We start from the raw sequence: 21,460 nt of genomic DNA, 5'->3' as shown, positions 1-21,460 counted from the left end.
GTCGGGCGCTTTGCTTCTTGCTTGCGGCGACGGGTAGAACCCTAGCAGGTCTTGCGGGGTGATCAGGAACGGGTTTCCCGGGGTGGGTGTCCTGGTCGGGGTGGGGTGGGTTCAAGGGCAGGGTGGCCCAGGTCCCTCGCAGGGGTTGGAAGTGGGGAAAACCCGGACGCGGTGGCCGGTCTGGACCTACTCTCGAGTTGTGCCAGGCGCGTCGGGTCGGGTGCTTGTTGTGGACGACAACAAGGTCATCCGGCAGCTGATCAGGGTCAACCTCGAGCTGGAGGGGCTTGAGGTCGTGACCGCGGCCGATGGTGCCGAGTGTCTGGATGTGGTGCATCAGGTGCGGCCCGATGTCGTCACCCTCGATGTAGTCATGCCCCGGCTGGACGGGCTCCGGACCGCCGCTCGGCTTCGGGCCGATCCGCGGACGCATGATCTTCCCCTCGCCATCATCAGTGCGTGTACCCAGTACGAGGTCGAGACCGGCCTCGACGTCGGCGTCGACGCCTTCCTCGCCAAGCCCTTCGAACCCGCGGAACTCGTTCGCCTCGTCAAGCACCTCATCGAGCGGCGGCCCGGAGGCAGGAGTGGAGAGCGAGGCGAAGGTGATGGGGAGATTGACGGGGATGGTGAGGGCGGTGGGGGGATTGGTGGAGGGATTAGTGGAGGCGTGCGCGACGGGGCCACGGGTGACGTAGTCGGCGGTCTGACTGGTGGTGTGTGACCGGTGGCGTAGTCGGCGGTCTGATGGTGGTGTGTGACCCGGTGACCCGGTGACCCGGTGACCCGGTGACCCGGTGACCCGGTGACCCGGTGACCCGGTGACCCGGTGACCCGGTGACCCGGTGACCCGGTGACGTAGTCGGCGGCCTGACTGGTGGTGTGGCCGGCGGCGTGACCCGTGGAGGGGTCGGCGGCGTGACCGGTGGAGTGGTCGACGGAATAGTCGATGGAATGGTCGATGGGGTCCCCTTCGGCGGATAGCTCCAGTCAGAGGCCCCCCTCGCGTTCCCCCGAGCCCCAGCAACCTCACCCGAATCCCCCGCAGCCCGCCTCCCTCCCCACCCCACTCGGCATAAACCAGCTCGCATACCCACCCCCCACCTCCCCTACGCTTGTCCCGTGACCCCCGTCGAGCTCTCCCGCACCGTGCTGCACGCAGTGCGGCGTGCCGTGGAGCAGGGGGAGCTGCATGTGGTTGTGCCGGAGCGGGTCGTCGTGACCGAGCCGGGGGCCGGGGGGTGTGGGGACTACGCCACCAACGTTGCGCTCCAGCTCGCTCGGGCGGCTCAGGAGACGCCTCTGCGGGTTGCCGAGATTCTGCGGCCGTATCTCGTCGGTGCCGAGGGGATCAGAGACGTCGTCGTCACCGGTCCCGGGTTTCTCAACATCAGCCTCGGTGAGGAGGCCGACCTCGCCGCCGGAGTCGTACGGGACATCCGTGAGTGTGGGGGTGGGTACGGCCACAGTGAGGTTCTGAAGGGGCAGGTTGTCGTGCTCCGGGTTCCGTACGACGTGCGCGCCGAGGTCGTCGCGGATGCGGTCGTGCGGATCGTCGGGACGCAGGGCGGGCGGTGTGAGGTCCAGCACGGGGAGCCCGTGAATCTGCGGCCGGTTCCGGCGCCGGAGGATCCCGCGCCGCTCGGGGCCGACGCCGCGCAGTGGGCCCTGCTCCATCCCGCGCCGCACGACCGGCCCCGGATCACCGCCGACCATCTCGTGCAGCGGGAGAGCAATCCGCTGTTCCGGGTGCGGTATGCGCATGCCCGGGTCCGGGCCGTCAGCCGTAACGCCGGGCGTCTTGGGTTCGGTGCCGAACCCGGTCCTGTCGACGCCCGCGAAGCCCGTGAGGTCCTCACGGCCCTCTCCGACTACCCGCGTATCCTCACCGCGGCCGCCACCCATCGCGGCCCGGACCGGCTTGCCCGGCATCTCGTCACCGTCGCCGATGCCGTCCTGCCCTTTGTGCCCACCGTGCTTCCGCGCGGCGAGGAGAAACCCTCGGCCGCCCACCGTGCCCGGCTCGCCCTCGCCGAAGCCGCCGGGACGGTGCTGGCCGGCGGCCTGTCCCTGCTCGGCATCGACGCACCCGAACACCTCTGAGGGACTCAGAGCGACACGCATGAGCCCCGGAGCGAGACAGAGAGTCTGAGAGCCAACGTCATGAGTCGTTCCGCCCACCCTGCCGGGCCCCGCCACGCCGACGTCCTGCCCGACGGGCACTACTCCGCCCCGCCCGCCGACCTCAACGCCCTCGACCCCAAGGTGTGGGCCCAGACCGTCGGCCGGGACGAGGACGGTGTCCTCACCGTCGCCGGGATTCCCGCCACCCGGCTCGCCGAGGAGTTCGGCACCCCCGCCTACATCCTCGACGAGGCCGACTTCCGCGGCCGGGTGCGCGCCTGGCGCACCGCCTTCGGCGCCGACGCCGACGTGTTCTACGCCGGGAAGGCGTTCCTCTCGCGTGCCGTCGTGCGGTGGCTGCACGAGGAGGGGCTCAACCTGGATGTCTGTTCGGGCGGGGAGCTGGCCACCGCCCTCTCCGGCGGCATGCCCGCCGAGCGCATCGCCTTCCACGGCAACAACAAGTCCGCCCAGGAGATCGAGCGGGCCATAGAGGCCGGCGTCGGGCGGATCGTCCTCGATTCGTTCCAGGAGATCGTGCGGGTCGCGCATATCGCGCAGTCGCTCGGCAAGCGGCAGAAGGTGCAGATCCGGATCACCGTGGGCGTGGAGGCGCACACCCACGAGTTCATCGCCACCGCTCACGAGGACCAGAAGTTCGGCATTCCGCTCGCGGGCGGGCAGGCCGCCGAGGCCGTGCGGCGGGCCCTGCAGCTGGACGGGCTCGAACTGATCGGCATTCACAGCCACATCGGGTCGCAGATCTTCGACATGTCCGGGTTCGAGGTGGCCGCCCATCGGGTGGTCGGGTTGCTGAAGGCCGTCCGGGACGAGCACGGGGTCGAGCTGCCCGAGATCGACCTCGGTGGCGGGCTCGGTATCGCCTACACCAGTGACGACGATCCGCGTGAGCCGCATGAGATCGCCAAGGCGCTCACCGAGATCGTCACACGGGAGTGCGAGGCGGCCAGGCTGCGGACGCCGCGGATCTCCGTCGAGCCGGGGCGCGCCATCGTCGGCCCGACCGCGTTCACGCTGTACGAGGTCGGCACCGTCAAGCCGCTCGACGGGCTGCGGACGTACGTCTCCGTCGACGGCGGCATGTCCGACAACATCCGCACCGCGTTGTACGACGCCGAGTACAGCGTCGCCCTCGTCTCGCGCACCAGCGACGCCGAGCCCATGCTCGCCCGCGTCGTCGGCAAGCACTGCGAGAGCGGGGACATCGTGGTCAAGGACGCGTTCCTGCCCGCCGACCTGGCGCCGGGCGACCTCATCGCCGTACCCGCCACCGGCGCCTACTGCCGGTCCATGGCCAGCAACTACAACCACGTGCTCCGGCCGCCCGTCATCGCCGTGAAGGACGGCAAGGCCCGGGTCATCGTCCGGCGCGAGACGGAGGACGACCTCCTGCGTCTCGATGTCGGATGACAGAGAAGACGACAAAGACGATGACGAAGAAGTTGACAAAGAAGCCGAGGCAGGGGTGACCGGCCGGAGATTCTTCGGTCTGTTCGTCCCGGCAACATGAAATAGATGTCTCACGATCCGGACGAAGGGTAGAAACCGCCGTCCGGTGAGTGAGACTGGTCCAACCGTAGACGGTATGAGGAAACGAGGTCGGATGATGCGTACGCGTCCGCTGAAGGTGGCGCTGCTGGGCTGTGGAGTGGTCGGCTCAGAGGTGGCGCGCATCATGACGACGCACGCCGACGACCTCGCCGCCCGGATCGGCGCCCCCGTGGAGCTGGCGGGAGTCGCGGTACGGCGGCCCTCCAAGGTCCGTGAGGGCATTGCGCAGGAACTCGTCACCACCGACGCCACCGCCCTCGTCAAACGCGGCGACATCGACGTCGTGGTGGAGGTCATCGGCGGGATCGAGCCCGCCCGGGGCCTCATCACCACCGCCTTCGAGCACGGGGCGTCCGTCGTCTCCGCGAACAAGGCCCTGCTCGCCCAGGACGGCGCCGCCCTGCACGCCGCCGCCGATGCGCACGGCAAGGACCTCTACTACGAGGCCGCCGTCGCCGGTGCCATCCCGCTGATCCGGCCGCTGCGCGAGTCCCTCGCCGGCGACAAGATCAACCGGGTGATGGGCATCGTCAACGGGACGACCAACTTCATCCTCGACAAGATGGACACCACGGGGGCGGGCTACCAGGAGGCCCTCGACGAGGCCACCGCCCTGGGATACGCGGAGGCCGACCCCACCGCCGACGTCGAGGGGTTCGACGCCGCCGCCAAGGCCGCCATCCTCGCCGGCATCGCCTTCCACACCCGGGTGCGCCTGGACGACGTCTACCGCGAGGGCATGACCGAGGTCACCTCGGCCGACTTCCGCTCGGCCAAGGAGATGGGGTGCACCATCAAGCTGCTCGCCATCTGTGAGCGGGCGGCGGACGGGGGCTCCGTCACCGCGCGCGTGCACCCCGCCATGATTCCGCTGAGCCATCCGCTCGCCTCCGTGCGCGGCGCGTACAACGCCGTCTTCGTGGAGTCCGACGCGGCCGGCCAGCTCATGTTCTACGGCCCCGGCGCCGGCGGTTCCCCGACCGCCTCCGCCGTGCTCGGCGACCTCGTCGCCGTCTGCCGTAATCGGCTCAACGGCGCAACGGGGCCCGGTGAGTCGGCGTACGCGGCCCTGCCCGTCTCGCCCATGGGCGAGGTCGTCACCCGGTACCACATCAGCCTCGACGTCGCGGACAAACCGGGTGTTCTCGCCCAGGTCGCGACCGTCTTCGCCGAGCACGGGGTGTCGATCGATACCGTTCGGCAGCAGGGCAAGGACGGCGAGGCCTCCCTCGTCGTCGTCACCCACCGAGCGTCCGACGCCTCCCTCACCGGGACCGTCGAGGCGCTGCGCAAGCTCGACACCGTGCGGGGTGTCGCCAGCATCATGCGGGTTGAAGGAGAGTAACCAGCAATGACTCACCAGTGGCGCGGCATCATCGAGGAGTACCGGGACAGGCTGCCGGTCTCCGACACCACGCCGGTCGTGACGCTCCGCGAGGGCGGCACGCCCCTCGTGCCCGCTCAGGTGCTCTCCGAGCGCACGGGCTGTGAGGTCCACCTCAAGGTGGAGGGGGCCAACCCCACCGGGTCCTTCAAGGACCGCGGCATGACCATGGCCATCTCCAAGGCCAAGGAGGAGGGGGCGAAGGCCGTCATCTGCGCCTCCACCGGCAACACGTCGGCGAGTGCGGCCGCCTACGCCGTGCGCGCGGGCATGGTCTCCGCCGTGCTCGTGCCGCAGGGGAAGATCGCGCTCGGCAAGATGGGCCAGGCCCTCGTGCACGGCGCGAAGATCCTCCAGGTCGACGGAAACTTCGACGACTGCCTCACGCTCGCCCGCGAGCTGAGCGACAACTACCCCGTGGCGCTGGTCAATTCGGTCAACCCGGTGCGTATCGAGGGCCAGAAGACGGCCGCCTTCGAGATCGTGGACATGCTGGGCGACGCCCCCGACATCCACGTCCTCCCGGTCGGCAACGCGGGCAACATCACCGCCTACTGGAGGGGCTACAAGGAGTACGCCGCCGACGGCATCGCCTCCAGGACTCCGCGCATGTGGGGTTTCCAGGCCTCCGGCAGTGCCCCGATCGTGCGCGGCGAGGTCGTCAAGGACCCGTCGACCATCGCCACCGCGATCCGCATCGGCAACCCTGCGTCCTGGCAGTACGCCCTGGCCGCCCGGGACGAGTCCGGCGGTGCCATCGACGAGGTGACGGACCGTGAAATCCTGCGCGCCTACCGGCTGTTGGCCGCGCAGGAGGGTGTCTTCGTGGAGCCCGCCTCCGCCGCCTCCGTGGCCGGTCTGCTCAAGGCCGCCGAGCAGGGCAAGGTCGACCCGGGACAGCGCATCGTGTGCACCGTCACCGGCAACGGTCTGAAGGACCCCGACTGGGCCGTCGCCGGCGCCCCGCAGCCGGTCACCGTCCCGGTCGACGCGGCCACCGCGGCCGAGCGCCTCGGCCTGGCCTGAAACCTGCCTGAGCAGGGGTAACCCGCGTCAGGGTGCACAGGGGGCTTACGACACGCATCGTGCGCCTCCTGTGCGCCCTATGTCGCGGCAGAACCTTCCTTCGATAGGCTGTACTGAACCCGCCTACCGCATATGCCCCTGCGTGTGGGCACGGGGTCGCGCCGTCACCGCGCCCCGAAGGGTCTTCGTACGTCATCGAATGTCCATCGATTCCATCGGGTGACATTCGACTCCATCGGATGTCATTCGACAGTCACGCAGCTCAAGGAGAGTCTTCGAGCGATGGCCGGTCCAGCGTTCCGCGCCGCCGCCGTCCGGGTGCGCGTTCCCGCCACCAGCGCCAATCTCGGTCCGGGCTTCGACGCCCTGGGCCTCGCGCTGGGGCTGTACGACGACGTCGTCGTCCGGGTGGCCGACTCCGGGCTGCACATCGACATCGCGGGTGAGGGCAGCGAGACCCTGCCCCGGGACGAGAGTCACCTGCTCGTCCGTTCCCTGCGCACCGCCTTCGATCTGCTGGGCGGACAGCCCCGCGGCCTCGAAATCGTCTGTGCCAACCGCATTCCGCACGGCCGCGGCCTGGGCTCCTCCTCCGCCGCCATCTGTGCCGGCATCGTCGCCGCCCGCGCGGTGACCATAGGCGGCGAGGCCCGGCTCGACGACGCCGCGCTGCTGGAGCTGGCCACCGAGATCGAGGGCCACCCGGACAACGTGGCGGCCTGCCTGCTCGGCGGTTTCACCCTGTCCTGGATGGAGGCCGGCGCCGCCCGGGCGATCAGGATGGAGCCGAACGATTCCATCGTTCCGGTGGTTTTCGTGCCCGGGAAGCCGGTTCTGACCGAGACCGCGCGCGGCCTGCTCCCGCGCACCGTGCCGCATGTCGACGCCGCCACCAACGCGGGCCGTGCCGCCCTGCTCGTCGAGGCCCTCACCCGGCGCCCCGAGCTGCTGCTGCCCGCCACCGAGGACCGCCTCCACCAGGAGTACCGCGCCCCGGCCATGCCGGAGAGCGCCGCGCTGGTGGAGCGGCTGCGGGCCGACGGGATCCCGGCCGTCATCTCGGGCGCCGGGCCCACCGTCATGGCCCTGGCCGACGTCGGCACCGCCGACAAGGTGGAAGCCCTGGCCGGCACCGACTGGGCCGCCAACCGGCTGAGCCTGGACATGCAGGGAGCGAGCGTGCTGCCGCTTGCGACCTGACACATGCTTGCCGGATTTGGAGAGGGGGAATGTTTGTTGGATCCGGTAGTGTTAACCTCAAGTCTGCACCCGACCTCACCATGGCGAGGTGCCTCGTGTCCCCGTCCGGGACAGACCCTCTTCCGGGAGCCTCCCAAGCCACTCCGTGTTCCATGTGTCGTACCTGGGCAGTACGTCGTATGCGCGCACTGAGCGGGCCGCCGGGCACGCTTCGGAATCGGTGCTACCACGCCACGTGACACTGGGTGCCACGGTTCGCGGAAGCGCCATCACCTGCAAATCTCTTCCGCCGCGTTGGCGGACCACCGCCCCGGCACGGTTCGCAGAGACAGGACCGTAGCCGGACAGCACAACCGGTCGCCGAGCCAGACAGGCCGACGTCCGCTCCAGGGAAGGACCCTTCGTGAGCGACACCACCGATCTGATGGGCGCACGTGTCGAGGAGACCGCTGCCGCGCCCGCCACGGACGCCTCCGCGCCTGCCACCGGTGCCGGCTCCCGGCGGCGCCGTGGTACCGGCCTCGAGGGCATGGTGCTGGCCGAGCTGCAGCAGGTCGCCTCGGGCCTCGGTATCAGGGGCACCGCGCGTATGCGCAAGAGCCAGCTGATCGAGGTCATCAAGGAGGCCCAGGCCGGTGGGGGCGCCGCCCCCAAGGCCGAGGCCCCCGCCGAGACCAAGCCGAAGCGCCGCGCCACCTCGAAGGCCCGGACGGGCGAGGAAGCCGCCGAGAAGAAGGCGGAGAAGTCCGCGCAGGCCCCCGCCGACAAGGCCGTGGCCCAGCAGCAGATCGAGATTCCCGGCCAGCCGGCCGGCGGCACCTCCCGCGCGAGCGAAGACGAGGCCCCGACCGAGCGCCGTCGCCGTCGCGCCACCGCCGAGGCGGGCGCCCCGGCCGCGAGCAGCACCGAGACCGTCGTCGCCGAGGCGAAGGCCGAGCCCAAGGCCGAGACGACCGTGCAGCAGGGCGAGGCCAAGGGTGACGCCGGTGAGGGCGACGGCCGTGGCCGCCGCGACCGCCGTGAGCGTGGCCGGGACCGGGACCGGGACCGCCGGGGCAAGGGCGACGACCAGCAGGGCCAGGGCGGCCAGCGTCAGCAGGGCCAGCAGCAGGGCGGCGGCGGTCGCCCGGAGCGCGGCCAGCAGCAGGATGACGACGACTTCGAGGGTGGCCGCCGTGGCCGTCGCGGCCGCTACCGCGACCGCCGTGGCCGCCGTGGCCGCGACGAGTTCGCCGGCAACGAGCCGCAGCTCGCCGAGGACGACGTCCTGATCCCCGTCGCGGGCATCCTCGACATCCTCGACAACTACGCCTTCATCCGTACGTCGGGCTACCTGCCGGGTCCGAACGACGTGTACGTCTCCCTCGCCCAGGTCCGCAAGAACGGCCTGCGCAAGGGTGACCACGTCACCGGCGCGGTCCGTCAGCCCAAGGAGGGCGAGCGCCGCGAGAAGTTCAACGCGCTGGTCCGCCTCGACTCCGTCAACGGCATGGCGCCCGAACACGGCCGTGGCCGCCCGGAGTTCAACAAGCTGACCCCGCTCTACCCGCAGGACCGGCTCCGCCTGGAGACCGACCCGGGCGTGCTGACCACCCGCATCATCGACCTCGTGTCGCCGATCGGTAAGGGCCAGCGCGGTCTGATCGTGGCCCCGCCGAAGACCGGCAAGACCATGATCATGCAGGCGATCGCCAACGCGATCACGCACAACAACCCCGAGTGCCACCTGATGGTCGTCCTCGTCGACGAGCGTCCGGAAGAGGTCACCGACATGCAGCGGTCGGTCAAGGGCGAGGTCATCTCCTCGACCTTCGACCGCCCGGCCGAGGACCACACCACGGTCGCCGAGCTGGCGATCGAGCGCGCCAAGCGTCTGGTGGAGCTGGGCCACGACGTCGTCGTGCTGCTCGACTCGATCACGCGTCTGGGCCGTGCGTACAACCTGGCGGCGCCGGCCTCCGGCCGCATCCTGTCCGGTGGTGTCGACTCGACCGCCCTGTACCCGCCGAAGCGGTTCTTCGGTGCGGCCCGCAACATCGAGGACGGCGGCTCGCTGACCATCCTCGCCACCGCCCTGGTGGACACCGGGTCCCGCATGGACGAGGTGATCTTCGAGGAGTTCAAGGGCACCGGCAACGCCGAGCTCAAGCTCGACCGCAAGCTCGCCGACAAGCGCATCTTCCCGGCGGTGGACGTGGACGCGTCCGGTACCCGTAAGGAAGAGATCCTGCTCGCCAGCGACGAGCTCGCCATCGTCTGGAAGCTGCGCCGGGTGCTGCACGCGCTGGACCAGCAGCAGGCGGTCGAACTGCTCCTCGACAAGATGAAGCAGACGAAGTCGAACGCCGAGTTCCTGATGCAGATTCAGAAGACGACGCCGACGCCTGGTAACGGCGACTAGTCGCTCCGCTGGGTCAGCCGAAGTCCTTCGGTTGTCTGTCGGCCAGGCCGCCCCCCGTCATCAGTGACGGGGGGCGGCCTTTTGGCGCTGAGAGAAGTGGGCGCACCTCGTGCCCCTTCCGACTCATGCATCTCTGGGGGGACTTTCTTGTCCACAGCTCCGTCCGGCGGCGGTCGTCACAGACGCCGGATACGCCTCGCCCTGCCCCTTGCCGCCGCCGGTGTCGCCGCGGCCGTGACCGCGGCGTTGATGACCTCGTCCGCGGGGGCGGCCACCTCGGTACCGACCCCGACCGTCAAGCCGGCCCTCTCCTCGCCGTCGCTCGTCACGTTGGAGAAGCGTGTCGCGGGCGCCCTCGCCGGTGACGACACCGCGGGACAGACGACCGAGAAGTCGTCCCTGAGCGCGAGCACCAACACCGCCACGGTCGACCCGAAGATCATCGGCGGCAGCGAGACCACCATCACCAGCGCGCCGTGGATGGCCCAGCTCTGGTACTACGACGACAAGGGCACCACTGACGAGAGCGACGACCTCGGCTTCTTCTGCGGCGGGTCGGTCGTCTCGCCGACGAAGATCCTCACCGCCGCGCACTGCGTCAAGGGCTACAACTGGAAGGCCTACGGTGCCATCGTCACCGGCACCTCCCAGCTGCCGACCAGCGACAGCTCCGGCAACACGGACCTGCACGGCGGCACCGCGACCGGCGTGCTGCGCCAGTGGAACCACCCGTCGTACAGCGCGACGACCATCGACAACGACATCGCCGTCCTCACGCTGGACAACCCGGTCAAGGCCACGCCGATCCGGATGACGACGTCCGGCGACACCGCCTCCTACGCCGCGGGCACCAGCGCCAAGCTCTACGGCTGGGGCCGCACCAGCTCCACCACCCAGGACATCTCCGACACGCTGAAGACGGCCACGCTGCCGATCCAGTCGGACACCACGTGCTCCGGCTTCTACAGCACGGACTTCGTCAAGGGCCACATGGTCTGCGCGGGCAACCCCGCCACCGGCAGCGACACCGGAACCACCTCCGCCTGCAACGGCGACTCCGGTGGCCCGCTCGTGGTGAACGGCCGGATCGTCGGCGTCGTCTCCTGGGGCGTCGTGGACTGTGTGCAGAAGGGCGCCTACAGCGTCTTCACCAAGGTGAGCACGTACGTCGGTGCCGCCTACGCACAGGTCGACGACGGCAATCTGAGCTACACCGACGGCAAGGCCGACCTGTGGGTGCGCAACGCCTCCACCAAGACCGGCTACGAGAAGGACTCCAAGGGCACGTCGTTCGGCGCCCGGATCTCCTGGGGCAACTGGAACGGCGTGAACGTCGTCCTGCAGACCGACCTGAACCGGGACGGCATCGAGGACCTCGTGGTCCGCGACAGCGGCACCGGTGACGTCTACTGGATGCACTACGTCCTGTCCAGCGGCTCCTGGTCGCAGACCAAGATCTTCACCGGCTGGAAGACCCGCACCCGCATCATCGCCCCCGGCGATGTCACCGGCGACTACCTGCCCGACCTCCTGTCCGTCGACTCCGGCGGCGCCCTGTGGATCTACCCGGGCAAGGGCAACGGCACCTTCTCCTCCCGCGTGCAGGTCGGCACGGGCTGGAACCAGTACAACTCGGTGCGCGGCCACGGCGACTTCACCGGTGACGGCAAGGCCGACCTGCTCGCCCGCAAGAGCAGCACCGGCGACCTGTACCTGTACAAGGGAACCGGCAAGTCCGGATCCGGCGCCTTCTCCACCCGCATCAAGGTGCGCAGCGCCTGGACCGGCTACAACGCCTTCGACGCGGTGGGCGATGTGAGCGGTGACGGCAAGGCCGACTTCCTGGCCCGCACCTCCGGCGGCACGCTCTACCTGTACAAGGGCACCGGCAAGGCGACCAGCGAGATCTTTGCCACACGTGTCTCGGTCGGTACCGGTTTCCAGCAGTACGACATCTGGGGCTGAAACCCCTGGTGAGCCGAGGCTCACCGAGGTGACGTGGTCACACAGAGTGCCCATCGCCGTACGCGATGGGCACTTTGCGTTGTGCAACCCTTGCCCGAGTTCCTCCGTCTGACCAGACAGAGCGACGATGGTGTGATGGACGAGACCTAGGAGTGACGTGTCCGCCGAGAGCACGCCGGAGCCCGGCATACCGGGGCCGGGCGAGACCGGATCCCGTGGCAAGGGCAGCCGCCGCAAGCCCCGCAGCAGCAGCCGCAAGGCTCTGCTCGCCGTGGCCTGGACGGCCGCGGGCGTGGTCGTGCTGGGCGGCACCGGCGCCGGATACGTCTACTTCAAGCTCAACGGCAACATCAAGAGCGTCGACATCAACCAGGCCCTCGGCGCCGACCGGCCCATGAAGGTCGACAACGGCTCCGAGAACATCCTGGTCCTCGGCTCGGACTCCCGCTCCGGCTCCAACAAGAAGCTCGGCGGCGGCACCGACGACGGCAGCGCCCGCTCCGACACGGCGATGATCGTCCACGTCTACAAGGGCCACAAGAAGGCCAGTGTGGTCTCCATCCCGCGTGACACCCTCATCGACCGCCCCGAGTGCACCGACACCAACGGCACCACGCATCCGGCCGCGTCCGGCGTGATGTTCAACGAGGCGTACTCCACCGGCGGCGCGGCCTGCACCGTCAAGACCGTCGAGTCGCTCAGCGGCATCCGCATGGACCACTACCTGGAGGTCGACTTCGCCGGCTTCCAGAAGCTCATCGACGACCTCGGCGGGGTCCCGGTCACCACGACCGAGAACATCGACGACCCGCAGAGCCACCTGAAGCTCAAGGCCGGCACCCACACCCTGGACGGGGAGCAGGCGCTCGGCCTGGTCCGCACCCGGCACGGCGTCGGTGACGGCTCCGACCTGGGCCGCATCCAGCTCCAGCAGGCGTTCGTCAAGGCGCTGATGGACCAGGTCAAGCACGTCGGCGTGTTCAGCAGCCCGAAGAACCTGTACGACCTCGCCGACACCGCCACCAAGGCCGTCACCACCGACTCCGACCTCGGCTCGGTCAACGCCCTCGCGGACTTCGCGAACGGCCTGAAGGGCATCAGCTCGTCCCACACGAAGATGGTCACGATGCCCGTCCAGTACGACCCGGCCAACCTCAACCGGGTCCTGGTGGCGAAGGCGAAGGCCCAGCTGGTCTGGGACGCCCTGCAGAACGACCGACCGATCCCGGCGGCGGCGACCAAGGGGACGGCCACGGGCGAAGCCAAGGGCGTGGTGACTCCCTGAGCCCGCTCACCCCCAGGGACCTGAGCCCGCTCACCCCCGGGGAATAGACAACGACGCCCCCCGGTTTTGGGGGATGGCGCCAGTCCTGGCAGACTGGTACGTCGGCTCCGGTTCACGCTTTCGCAGCCCGCGACGGCGACCCGGCGCCCTCCCGGAATCTAGGAGAAACCTTGAAGCGCGACATCCACCCCGAGTACGTCGAGACGCAGGTCAGCTGCACCTGTGGCGCGTCGTTCACCACCCGTAGCACGATCCAGTCCGGCACCATCCGTGCTGAGGTCTGCTCCGAGTGCCACCCGTTCTACACGGGCAAGCAGAAGATCCTCGACACCGGTGGCCGTGTGGCCCGCTTCGAGGCCCGCTTCGGCAAGGCTGCCGCCGGCTCCAAGAAGTAGCGAGCCCCAATTCGCCGGTCCACGGTCGCGCCCCCACCCGGGTGTGCCCGGGACCGGCGTTTTTGGTCGCCCGCCACCCCTCCCCCAGCAGTACAGGAGCCGAAAGATGTTCGAGGCCGTCGAGGAACTCGTCGCCGAGCACGCCGATCTGGAGAAGAAGCTCGCCGATCCGTCGGTCCACTCCGACCAGGCGAACGCGCGCAAGCTGAACAAGCGCTACGCCGAGCTGACCCCGATCGTCGCCACGTACCGCTCCTGGAAGCAGACCGGCGACGACATGGAGACCGCGCGCGAGCTCGCCGCCGACGATCCTGACTTCGCCGCAGAGGTCAAGGAGCTGGACAAGCAGCGCGACGAGCTGACCGAGAAGCTGCGCTTCCTGCTCATCCCGCGCGACCCGAGTGACGACAAGGACGTCATTCTGGAGATCAAGGCCGGCGCCGGCGGCGACGAGTCCGCGCTGTTCGCCGGTGACCTGCTGCGCATGTACCTGCGCTACGCCGAGCGGGTCGGCTGGAAGACCGAGGTCATCGACGCCACCGAGTCCGAGCTGGGCGGCTACAAGGACGTCCAGGTCGCCGTGAAGGCCCGTGGGCAGCTGGAGCCCGGCCAGGGCGTGTGGGCCCGGCTGAAGTACGAGGGCGGTGTGCACCGCGTGCAGCGTGTGCCGGCCACCGAGTCCCAGGGCCGTATCCACACCTCCGCCGCCGGTGTGCTCGTCACCCCCGAGGCCGAGGAGGTCGACGTCGAGATCAACCCGAACGACCTTCGGATCGACGTCTACCGGTCCTCCGGCCCCGGCGGCCAGTCCGTCAACACCACCGACTCCGCGGTGCGCATCACGCACCTTCCGACCGGAGTCGTCGCCTCCTGCCAGAACGAGAAGAGCCAGCTCCAGAACAAGGAGCAGGCGATGCGTATCCTGCGCTCCAGGCTGCTCGCCGCGGCGCAGGAGGAGGCCGAGCGGGAGGCCGCCGACGCCCGTCGCAGCCAGGTCCGCACCGTCGACCGCTCCGAGAAGATCCGCACCTACAACTTCCCGGAGAACCGCATCTCCGACCACCGCGTCGGATTCAAGGCGTACAACCTGGACCAGGTCCTGGACGGCGACCTCGACCCGGTGATCCAGGCCTGCGTCGACGCCGACTCGGCGGCGAAGCTGGCAGCTGCATAAGGCACGTACGAGTTACCCGGAGGACTTGCGTGAACCTGCTGCTCGCGGAGGTGGCCCAGGCCGCCCAGCGGCTGGCCGACGCCGGCGTGCCCTCGCCGCGCAACGACGCGGAGGAGCTCGCCGCGTTCGTGCACGGCGTGAAGCGGGGCGCGTTGCACTCCGTCAAGGACTCCGACTTCGACGCCCGCTACTGGGAGGTCATCGCCCGGCGTGAGCAGCGCGAGCCGCTGCAGCACATCACCGGGCGGGCCTACTTCCGGTACCTGGAACTCCAGGTCGGCCCGGGTGTCTTCGTGCCCCGGCCGGAGACCGAGTCCGTGGTCGGCTGGGCCATAGACGCCGTGCGCGCCATGGACGTCGTCGAGCCCTGCATCGTGGACCTGTGCACCGGCTCGGGCGCCATCGCGCTCGCCCTCGCCCAGGAGGTCCCGCGCTCGCGCGTGCACGCCGTGGAGCTGTCCGACGACGCCCTGGTGTGGACGCGCAAGAACGTGGCCGGGTCCAGGGTCGACCTGCGCCAGGGCAACGCCCTGGACGCCTTCCGCGACCTCGACGGACAGGTCGACCTGGTCATCTCCAACCCGCCGTACATCCCGCTCACCGAGTGGGAGTACGTCGCCCCGGAGGCCCGCGACTACGACCCGGAGCTGGCGCTGTTCTCCGGCGAGGACGGCCTGGACCTCATCCGGGGCCTCGAACGCACCGCGCACCGGCTGCTGCGCCCCGGTGGTGTCGTCGTCATCGAGCACGCCGACACCCAGGGCGGCCAGGTGCCGTGGATCTTCACCGAGGAGCGGGGCTGGGCCGACGCGGCCGACCACCCCGACCTCAACAACCGCCCCCGGTTCGCGACCGCCCGCAGGGCGCTGCCGTGACCACCCCGACGACTTCCAGCCGGCAGTACGTGTACGAGGAGGCCCGCTAGACATGGCACGGCGATACGACACCAACGACGCGACCGACCGCGTGACGGGTCTGCGTGAAGCCGCGTCCGCGGTCCGCCGGGGCGAGCTGGTGGTGCTCCCGACCGACACGGTGTACGGCATCGGCGCCGACGCGTTCTCCTCCGAGGCCGTCGCCGACCTGCTCGCCGCCAAGGGCCGGGGCCGCAATATGCCCACCCCTGTCCTCATCGGCTCCCCGAACACCCTGCACGGCCTGGTCACGGACTTCTCCGAGCTGGCCTGGGAACTGGTCGACGCGTTCTGGCCGGGTGCCCTCACGCTGGTCGCCCGGCACCAGCCGTCCCTGCAGTGGGACCTCGGCGACAGCCGTGGCACGGTCGCCGTCCGCATGCCGCTGCACCCGGTCGCCATCGAGCTGCTCACCGAGGTCGGCCCCATGGCCGTGTCCTCCGCGAACCTCACCGGCCACCCGGCGCCGGAGGACTGCGACGCCGCCCAGAACATGCTCGGCGACTCCGTCTCCGTCTACCTCGACGGCGGCCCCACCCCGGGCAACGTGCCCTCGTCCATCGTGGACGTCACCGGCCAGGTTCCGGTGCTGCTGCGCGAGGGTGCGATCTCCCCGGACGAGCTGCGGAAGGTCGTACCCGACCTCGAGGTGGCGAATTGACGGCCCCTGAGGCGGGGCGTGGCATAGGCAACGGGGAAAGCGCGGCGGAACAGACGACGACGTTCGGGTTTCCGCGCGACACCTTCCGCATCCTCCACGTCAGCACCGGCAACGTGTGCCGCTCGCCGATCACCGAGCGGCTGACCCGCCATTTCGTGGCGGAGCGGCTCGGCGTACTCGGCGGCGGGCTGATCGTGGAGAGCGCGGGCACCTGGGGCCACGAGGGCGCGCCCATGGAGGCCAACGCGGAGGCCGTGCTGGCCGAGTTCGGCGCGGACGCCTCCGGCTTCGTCGGCAGGGAACTGCTCGACGAGCACGTCATCACGTCCGATCTGGTGCTGACGGCCACGCGGGACCACCGGGCCCAGGTGATCTCGATGGGGCACTCGGCGGGGCTGCGGACGTTCACGCTGAAGGAGTTCACCCGTCTGGTCCGGGCGATAGATCCGGCCACGCTGCCGCCGCTGGAGGACGGCGTGGTCGCGCGGGCGCGGGCGCTGGTCCGTGCGGCCGCGGCTCTACGCGGGTGGCTGCTGGCCCCCACCGCCGAGGCGGACGAGGTGTACGACCCGTACGGGGCACCGCTGCCGTTCTTCCGGTCGATCGGGGACGAGATACATGAGGCGCTGGATCCGGTGGTGACCGCGCTGACGGGTGTGACCGCGAGGATGTGACACCGCGCACCCCACCGGTCCCGGGCCTACATTGGACCTACGTCACCGTGAACCGCTGTCAAACACGACCGCCCGGGAGCCCGCCATGTCGGTCACCCATACCCTCGAGACCGATGTCCTGCGGCGGCAGGACCCGGAGCTGGCCGAGATCCTGCAAGGGGAGCTGGAGCGGCAGTCGACGACGCTGCAGCTGATCGCCGCCGAGAACTTCACCTCGCCGGCCGTGCTCGCCGCCCTCGGCTCATCGCTCGCCAACAAGTACGCCGAGGGCTATCCCGGCGCCCGGTACCACGGCGGCTGCGAACTGGTCGACGTCGCCGAACGCCTCGCGGTCGAGCGGGCCAAGGCGCTGTTCGGCGCCCAGCACGCCAACGTCCAGGCCCACTCGGGCTCCTCGGCGGTCCTGGCCGCCTACGCCGCCCTGCTGCGCCCCGGAGACACCGTCCTCGCCCTCGGGCTGCCCTACGGCGGCCATCTCACCCACGGCTCGCCCGCGAACTTCTCCGGCCGCTGGTTCGACTTCGTCGGGTACGGCGTCGACGCCGAGACCGGGCTCATCGACCACGACCAGGTGCGCCATCTGGCCCGCAACCACCGGCCCAAGGCCATCGTGTGCGGCTCGATCGCCTACCCCCGCCACTTCGACTACGCCTTCTTCCGTGCGGTCGCCGACGAGGTCGGGGCGTATCTGATCGCGGACGCCGCGCACCCGATCGGCCTGGTCGCCGGGGGAGCGGCGCCCAACCCGGTGCCGTACGCCGATGTGGTGTGCGCCACCACCCACAAGGTGCTGCGCGGCCCGCGCGGCGGAATGATCCTGTGCGGCGGCGAGCTGGCCGAGCGCGTCGACCGGGCTGTGTTCCCTTTCACACAGGGCGGCGCGCAGATGCACACCATCGCCGCCAAGGCCGTCGCGTTCGGCGAGGCGGCAACACCGGCGTTCGGCGCGTACGCCCATCAGGTGGTCGCCAATGCGAGGGTTCTCGCGGCGCAGCTGGCCGCCGAGGGCCTCGCGGTCACCACCGGTGGCACGGACACCCACCTGATCACTACTGACCCGGCCCCGCTCGGCGTGGACGGGCGCACCGCGCGCGGCCGGCTGGCCGCCGCCGGGCTCGTCCTGGACTGCTGTGTGCTGCCGCACGGCGACGGGCGCGGGCTGCGGCTGGGGACGGCCGCGGTGACCACGCAGGGCATGGGGGAGCCGGAGATGGTCAAGATCGCCGCGCTGCTGGCCTCGGTCCTGCGGGGCGAGACGGAACCGGCCCCGGCGCGGGAGGAGGTGCGCGAGCTGGCCGGTAGATTTCCGCCTTATCCCGGCTGAGCGGGGGTAGGCGCACGGCCGTACACCCCGGTGTGCACCGACGTGCACAGCCACCCGTGCAACCATCGTCGCTACCCGGAAGTCCTCATCCATATGCGTCGCTCGCTAGGGTGGTGGGCTGTGATGGCCAGCGAGACCTGTGGGGAAGCCCGTGCGTGAATACCTGCTGACGCTCTGCATCACGGCCGCGGTGACGTATCTGCTGACAGGGCCGGTACGGAAGTTCGCGATCGTGGCGGGAGCCATGCCGGAGATCCGGGCACGTGACGTGCACCGGGAGCCCACTCCGCGCCTCGGCGGGATCGCCATGTTCTTCGGCCTGTGCGCCGGTCTGCTGGTCGCGGACCACCTCACGAACCTCAACCAGCTCTTCGCCAGATCCAACGAGCCACGGGCGCTGCTCTCCGGGGCCGCGTTGATCTGGCTGATCGGTGTCCTGGACGACAAGTTCGAGATCGACGCGCTGATCAAGCTGGGCGGCCAGATGATCGCCGCGGGCGTCATGGTCATGCAGGGTCTGACGATCCTGTGGCTGCCCATCCCGGGCGTCGGCAACGTGGCGCTGACCCAGTGGCAGGGCACGCTGCTCACGGTCGCCCTCGTCGTCATCACGATCAACGCGGTGAACTTCGTGGACGGCCTGGACGGTCTTGCCGCGGGCATGGTGTGCATCGCGGCGGCGGCGTTCTTCCTGTACTCGTACCGGATCTGGTACTCGTACGGCATCGAGGCCGCCGCTCCGGCGACCCTGTTCGCGGCGATCCTGATGGGCATGTGCCTGGGCTTCCTGCCGCACAACATGCACCCGGCGCGGATCTTCATGGGCGACTCGGGCTCGATGCTGATCGGGCTGGTGCTGGCCGCGGGTGCGATCTCCATCACGGGGCAGGTCGACCCGGACGCGCTGGCCCTCTTCACGGGCTCGGAGAAGGCGGCGGTGCACCAGACGGTGCCGGTCTACATCCCGCTGCTGCTCCCGCTGACGATCATCGCCGTACCGGCGGCGGACCTGGTGCTGGCCATCGTGCGCCGCACCTGGCGCGGCCAGTCCCCGTTCGCGGCCGACCGGGGCCATCTGCACCACCGGCTGCTGGAGATCGGCCACTCGCACAGCCGGGCTGTGCTGATCATGTACTTCTGGTCGGCGCTGATCGCCTTCGGCGCGCTGGCCTACTCGGTGAACTCGGCGTCGATGTGGATCGTGCTGGGTGTGGTCTTCCTCAGCGCGGTCGGCCTGGTCCTGCTCCTGCTGCCCCGCTTCACCCCGCGTGCCCCCAGGTGGGCGGAGCGCTTCGTGCCGCCGCGGTACCGCAGGCGGCGGGCGGTGCCCGCGCTCGACGCCGCGGTGCCGGCGGGCGGCGCGGTGCGCGAGTGCCACGGGGCCACCGCGCTCCGGGACGAGGCACTGGTGCCGGACCGGGGTACCGAGGCCGACGTCCGGTAGCCCGGGCGGGGTCCGAACCGTGATGCCGGGCCCCGCGCCGCCTCTTCGGCGGCGCGGGGCCCGGCATCGTTGTCATCGGGGGTGTCTGCTGTCGTTCCTCAGTCCGGCTCCGCGGAGAGCCAGCCGATCTGGACGGCCTTGGCGCCGGCCTGGAAGCGGCTGCGGGCGTCCAGTCTCGTCATCAGGGTGTTGGCGATCCGGCGTGCGGTGCGCGGCGAGATGCCGAGCCGCTTGGCGATCGTCTCGTCGGTGTGGCCCTCGTAGAGGAACTTCAGGGCCTGGCTCTCCTGCGGTGTGAGCCCGCGCTCGTCGGGCTCGGGCAGGGCGCTCAGCGGGGTCGCGGTGGCCCACACGCTCTCGAAGAGGGCGCACAGCGCGGTCAGGGTGCCCTCTCCGGTGATGACCACGGCTCCGTCGCTGGAGCTCTCCGCGTTGGCGGATATGACGGCGCAGGTGCGGTCGGTGATGATCAGCCGTACCGGCAGGGAGGGGGCCGTGCGCACCGCCCCGCCCCGCTCGGCGAGCCATTCGGCGTACGCCTGGGTGTGCGGGCTGTTGCGCACGCTGTCCAGGTAGACGGTGCGCATCCGCACCCCGCGGTCGAGGAGCTGCTGGTCGAGGGGCTTCGCCGCGCGCAGGCTCGCCTCCGAGTGGGCGCCGTTCGGCGCGAAGCACAGGACCTCGTCGCGGACCTTGCGGGTCATCGACGCCAGCTGTTCGCGCACGGCCTCGACGCCGGACAGGAAGTTGGCGCCCGCGGCGGTCGCCTGGAGGCGCATGTCCGCGTACTGGGCCATGAGTTCCGCCGCCGCCGCTCTGGACGCCTCGACTCTGGATTGGTGAACCGCCAATTCCGCTTGCTGTCTCGCCAGGAGGATCTCCAGCCCGAGATCCGGGGACACCGCGCGCGGAATTCCGGATTCCGTATTCTGTGGGCGGATCAGCGCCAGTTCGCTCAGCAGGTCGAGGCTGTCACGGATTTCCTGCTCGGGCAGACCGGTCAGCTCGGCGAGGGTGGCTGTTCCCGCCTCGGGATGGGCGAGCATGGACCTGTACACCGCTTCAGCCTTGGTGTCGAGGCCCAGCAGCTCCAGCATCGGCGAATCTCCTTGGGGCGATCGTTACGGCCATTCGATCATGGCACGGGAGCGCCGCGTTGCGGTAGCCAATAGTTGCTGGCCGCTTTGTTCCATGGCCGAAAGCGGCGAGGGTGCGGGGTTGTTCGGGTGGCCGGACAGCCGAAAAGGTCGTGACATGCACCTCATTCACGTTCAAATGTGCGCCTCTCCTCCGCTCGGGGTTCCCGACGGGCTCGTCGACTGGCTGCTGGCCGCGAGCGAGCCCGCCGACGCCCTGGAGCACGTCAGTGTCCACGCCCACTCCGGTGGGGCTCTCACCCTGGGGTTCTTCCATGCCGCGCCCAGGCTGCGCGATGCCGAGCGCGGCGCGCTCCGGCTGTCCCGGCGGGCGGTGGACGAGGGGCCGCTGCGGGGCTACGTGCTGCAGTCCTGCGGTGGTGTGCTCGTCCCGAGCTACCCCGACGCGTTCATCGGCGAGGCCGGTGACGACGGTCCAGGTATGGCATGCACCCGTCATTACCGCTGGACGGAACCGGACGGGGACGCTTCCGTCCAGCGGTAAACCCTTCAGATGTCCCTGACGGCGCGCAAGAGTGAAGTCACGTCAGCAAAGACCTGATCCGGCAAACAGCCGGGACTTCATGACGGGGGAAATCCATGAACCGCACCGTTCACCGTGCCTTGACCGTTATCGCCACGCTCTTCGCCCTCCTCGGTATAGGGGCCGCCACCGCTTCCGCGGATGAGCCGGCCCCGCCGACCACTGCGGTTACCGGTGTCACGGGAGTGCAGCTCCCGGTCGACCCGAGCGACTCCATGGTGTGGGACTGAATTCAGG

Annotated in this window: 18 protein-coding genes; 17 read left to right on the top strand and 1 reads right to left on the bottom strand. The window is 69.9% G+C overall.

What is annotated here, in order from left to right; all coding sequences use genetic code 11:
• Positions 1-151 precede the first annotated feature (151 nt).
• The 16 genes from ACFY3C_RS12375 (at position 152) to ACFY3C_RS12300 (ending at position 19,543) form a co-directional block, all read left to right on the top strand.
• Positions 152-724: a response regulator gene (locus ACFY3C_RS12375; RefSeq protein ID WP_390770696.1), complete on the top strand. Its 573-nt coding sequence runs from the start codon at positions 152-154 to the stop codon at positions 722-724.
• A 398-nt stretch (positions 725-1,122) separates the two neighbouring features.
• Positions 1,123-2,103, top strand: coding sequence for an ArgS-related anticodon-binding protein NrtL (gene nrtL / locus ACFY3C_RS12370; RefSeq protein ID WP_386579083.1), 981 nt, complete (start codon positions 1,123-1,125; stop codon positions 2,101-2,103).
• A gap of 60 nt (positions 2,104-2,163) precedes the next feature.
• Entirely contained in the window at positions 2,164-3,555 is a 1,392-nt protein-coding gene (lysA, locus tag ACFY3C_RS12365) for a diaminopimelate decarboxylase (protein ID WP_386579082.1), read from the top strand.
• 193 nt (positions 3,556-3,748) lie between these two features.
• Entirely contained in the window at positions 3,749-5,041 is a 1,293-nt protein-coding gene (locus ACFY3C_RS12360; RefSeq protein ID WP_386579080.1) for a homoserine dehydrogenase, read from the top strand.
• Positions 5,042-5,047: 6 nt separating this feature from the next.
• Positions 5,048-6,106 carry a threonine synthase gene (gene thrC, locus ACFY3C_RS12355; protein ID WP_386579078.1) on the top strand — a complete coding sequence of 353 codons (1,059 nt, stop codon included), beginning with the start codon at positions 5,048-5,050 and terminating at the stop codon, positions 6,104-6,106.
• A gap of 282 nt (positions 6,107-6,388) precedes the next feature.
• A complete protein-coding gene (gene thrB / locus ACFY3C_RS12350) occupies positions 6,389-7,306 on the top strand; it encodes a homoserine kinase (RefSeq protein ID WP_386579077.1) in 918 nt (305 codons plus the stop codon).
• A 403-nt stretch (positions 7,307-7,709) separates the two neighbouring features.
• Positions 7,710-9,707, top strand: a complete 1,998-nt coding sequence (gene rho / locus ACFY3C_RS12345; protein WP_390770695.1) for a transcription termination factor Rho — start codon at positions 7,710-7,712, stop codon at positions 9,705-9,707.
• A gap of 249 nt (positions 9,708-9,956) precedes the next feature.
• Positions 9,957-11,672 (top strand): trypsin-like serine protease, encoded by a 1,716-nt coding sequence (locus tag ACFY3C_RS12340; RefSeq protein ID WP_390770881.1) that lies wholly within the window; start codon positions 9,957-9,959, stop codon positions 11,670-11,672.
• 157 nt (positions 11,673-11,829) lie between these two features.
• Positions 11,830-12,957, top strand: a complete 1,128-nt coding sequence (locus ACFY3C_RS12335; RefSeq protein WP_386579073.1) for an LCP family protein — start codon at positions 11,830-11,832, stop codon at positions 12,955-12,957.
• Between the two features lie 170 nt (positions 12,958-13,127).
• The gene (gene rpmE, locus ACFY3C_RS12330) at positions 13,128-13,352 is read left to right on the top strand and encodes a 50S ribosomal protein L31 (RefSeq protein ID WP_030672379.1); all 225 of its coding nucleotides are present in this window, start codon (positions 13,128-13,130) and stop codon (positions 13,350-13,352) included.
• Positions 13,353-13,458: 106 nt separating this feature from the next.
• A complete protein-coding gene (gene prfA, locus ACFY3C_RS12325; protein WP_386579070.1) occupies positions 13,459-14,526 on the top strand; it encodes a peptide chain release factor 1 in 1,068 nt (355 codons plus the stop codon).
• Positions 14,527-14,555: 29 nt separating this feature from the next.
• Complete coding sequence (gene prmC / locus ACFY3C_RS12320; RefSeq protein ID WP_389181666.1) at positions 14,556-15,401, top strand: peptide chain release factor N(5)-glutamine methyltransferase; 846 nt, start codon at positions 14,556-14,558, stop codon at positions 15,399-15,401.
• 52 nt (positions 15,402-15,453) lie between these two features.
• Positions 15,454-16,101, top strand: a complete 648-nt coding sequence (locus ACFY3C_RS12315; protein WP_386579067.1) for an L-threonylcarbamoyladenylate synthase — start codon at positions 15,454-15,456, stop codon at positions 16,099-16,101.
• A complete protein-coding gene (locus ACFY3C_RS12310; RefSeq protein WP_386579065.1) occupies positions 16,098-16,775 on the top strand; it encodes a protein-tyrosine-phosphatase in 678 nt (225 codons plus the stop codon). Before ACFY3C_RS12315 ends, ACFY3C_RS12310 begins: the two co-directional genes overlap by 4 nt.
• 85 nt (positions 16,776-16,860) lie before the next feature.
• Positions 16,861-18,099 carry a serine hydroxymethyltransferase gene (glyA, locus tag ACFY3C_RS12305; RefSeq protein ID WP_390770694.1) on the top strand — a complete coding sequence of 413 codons (1,239 nt, stop codon included), beginning with the start codon at positions 16,861-16,863 and terminating at the stop codon, positions 18,097-18,099.
• A 151-nt stretch (positions 18,100-18,250) separates the two neighbouring features.
• On the top strand, positions 18,251-19,543 hold the full coding sequence (locus ACFY3C_RS12300; RefSeq protein ID WP_390770693.1) for an MraY family glycosyltransferase: 1,293 nt from the start codon (positions 18,251-18,253) through the stop codon (positions 19,541-19,543).
• A 98-nt stretch (positions 19,544-19,641) separates the two neighbouring features.
• On the opposite strand, the gene ACFY3C_RS12295 is transcribed toward ACFY3C_RS12300, so the two are convergent.
• Positions 19,642-20,640 carry a LuxR C-terminal-related transcriptional regulator gene (locus tag ACFY3C_RS12295; RefSeq protein ID WP_390770692.1) on the bottom strand — a complete coding sequence of 333 codons (999 nt, stop codon included), beginning with the start codon at positions 20,638-20,640 and terminating at the stop codon, positions 19,642-19,644.
• A gap of 178 nt (positions 20,641-20,818) precedes the next feature.
• Between ACFY3C_RS12295 and ACFY3C_RS12290 the strand changes: the two genes are divergently transcribed.
• Positions 20,819-21,184 (top strand): hypothetical protein, encoded by a 366-nt coding sequence (locus ACFY3C_RS12290; protein WP_390770691.1) that lies wholly within the window; start codon positions 20,819-20,821, stop codon positions 21,182-21,184.
• Positions 21,185-21,460: the final 276 nt, after the last annotated feature.

This window comes from Streptomyces sp. NPDC001410 (assembly GCF_042895235.1).
Classification (GTDB): domain Bacteria; phylum Actinomycetota; class Actinomycetes; order Streptomycetales; family Streptomycetaceae; genus Streptomyces.
Note: the sequence above shows the minus strand (reverse complement) of the source record. Positions and strands in the feature narration are given on the sequence as shown.